At 52.1% G+C, this 1,995-nt stretch carries 2 protein-coding genes; both read right to left on the minus strand.

Going from position 1 to position 1,995, the window contains the following annotated elements; genetic code table 11:
- Positions 1 to 623, minus strand: a 623-nt coding sequence (locus APQ99_RS12415) for a DUF6414 family protein (protein ID WP_148889188.1), incomplete at its 3' end; no start/stop codon positions are given.
- Positions 623 to 1,765: an ATP-binding protein gene (locus APQ99_RS12420; protein ID WP_168731184.1), complete on the minus strand. Its 1,143-nt coding sequence runs from the start codon at positions 1,763 to 1,765 to the stop codon at positions 623 to 625. The genes APQ99_RS12420 and APQ99_RS12415, both read right to left, overlap by 1 nt.
- Between the last annotated feature and the right edge of the window lie 230 nt (positions 1,766 to 1,995).

A 1,995-nucleotide genomic window follows, 5' to 3' on the forward strand; every position in this document is an offset into this window, starting at 1 on the left:
AACATTGATTCGATAAGCTCCAGGACATCTTCGTCCTCTGGAACAACTGCCTCCGGAATATTCTCTTGGAGATACATCATCACCTTATAAAATCGGTATAGATAGTGCGTCTCCAGCTCAACATCAACCCGAAGGATCTTCCCTCGGGTTACTTCGGACACATCTATCTCGGTTTCCTCGTCCGAATCGATGAGGCCAACATCCTCGTCGTGCCGTCGATGCTGATCTAACTGGTCGAAGAGTGACTGAATCGCGTAGTTGTGTACCACTTCGGATGAATTCTCCCCCATCTCAACCTGTTCGCCCTCTACCTTTGCGCCCACCCCAGAAATACTCGCGTTCACACCACCAGCAACACGCTTCGTTGACCGACTCCCAATCTGCTCGATCCGTTCTTGTTTGATGGCTCCTTCGATCGACGCAAGAAGACTTACAACGCTATCCCGATCCAGGTAGACGAACTCCCGAAGTTCCCTCTCGTACCCGCGGTCGTCTTCCTCATCGTTAGGCTCTCGGTCATCGGAGTCCTCAACAGAATCATCCTCTGGTGACTCATCACTTGGGGATTGGTCCTCTCCATTCTCCCTTCCTAACCGGTTCGAAATCCGTTCTTTTAGTCCCATTAGTCTGCGCCCTCCTCGGCTTCTTGCTCTCGTCGTCGTTGTGCCTCCTTGTTATTGATTTGTGCCTGTACCCTCTCATAGGCACGTTCAACGTCCATCCGACGAATTGTCGGACTCCCCTCCCTGTCCCGTTCTCCCTTCAGCAGAATCTCTCCAATCTCTTCGAATAACGACTCAATATGAGCACCAGTCCAACCACTCGACTTCTCGACAAGGTTCTCAAGACTCACGGTGTCAGCGAATTCAACGTCCGGTTTGTGGATATTGAGGATTTCTCGTCGGCCTTCGCGCGACGGACGGGGGAACTCTATTTCCCGTCCGAACCGACCTGGTCGCCGAAGGGCTGGGTCGATTGCCCCAATCAGATTGGTCGTCCCGATGACTACCACTCGCCCGCGTTCCTCGATGCCATCCATTAACGACAACAATTGGCCGACGGTTCGGCGACCGGCATCCCTTGTCTTGTCCCGTCGCGGTGCCATCGAATCTATTTCGTCAAAGAAGATGATTGCTGGCGGATTTTTCTTGGCATTCTCGAACAACCCGCGGAGCTTCCGTGCCGTCCCGCCAACTAACTCATGAGACAACTCTGGGCCTCTGATGCTGTAAAATGACGCATCTTCGACTTGGTTCGCGACGATTTTCGCCAGATACGTTTTGCCAGTCCCCGGTGGGCCGTAGAACAGCACGCCTTTCGGAGCACTCATCCCGACATCCTCGAATCGTTCTGGCTCCTTGAGAGGGACTTCCACTTTGTATTTCACTTCCTCAACGACATCGTCCATCCCACCGAAATCCGCATACTCTTTGTCAGGAACGTTTTTTGGTGTGAGATCAGACGAGTCAGTCTCGTTTACCTCTCGCAGGGGGTCTAGGGTGGTATCGTCGAGTTCAACGATACCGTCTTCAAATACTTTGTAGAATTCACCTAGTTCCGTAAGCAACACGCCATCCCCCGGTGAGACATCCTCAGCCGGATTTGCGAGTATCCGTGATCTGCTGTTCGTCTGGACTAAGATGTAGTCATCGGTGACTTTCTCTACTCGTGCATGTTGGCCCGACGGATCATCTTCTCTCGCCACGCCGACCGCTTTGTCCTGTCCAAGAGTATTTTCAACGTTGACGTAGTCTCCGGGGGTCACCTGGCGCTGAATATTACTCTGTACTTGAATGATAGAACCGTTTTCATTGACCAGTAGATGCTGATCCTCTACAGCGAGCACCGGTAACACCCGGCCATTACCCATATGTCGCCACTTCTCGCCTACTCCTTATGATCAGTACATCACAAAGCCGGTTAGTTAGAACGTCTGCTTGCTGATGGTGTGTTCAAGACCAAGCAAGCAGACAGTGAAATCCACGAAGACCAGCT

The sequence above is a fragment of the Halobacterium salinarum DSM 3754 genome (assembly GCF_008124605.1).
GTDB lineage: Archaea > Halobacteriota > Halobacteria > Halobacteriales > Halobacteriaceae > Halobacterium > Halobacterium salinarum.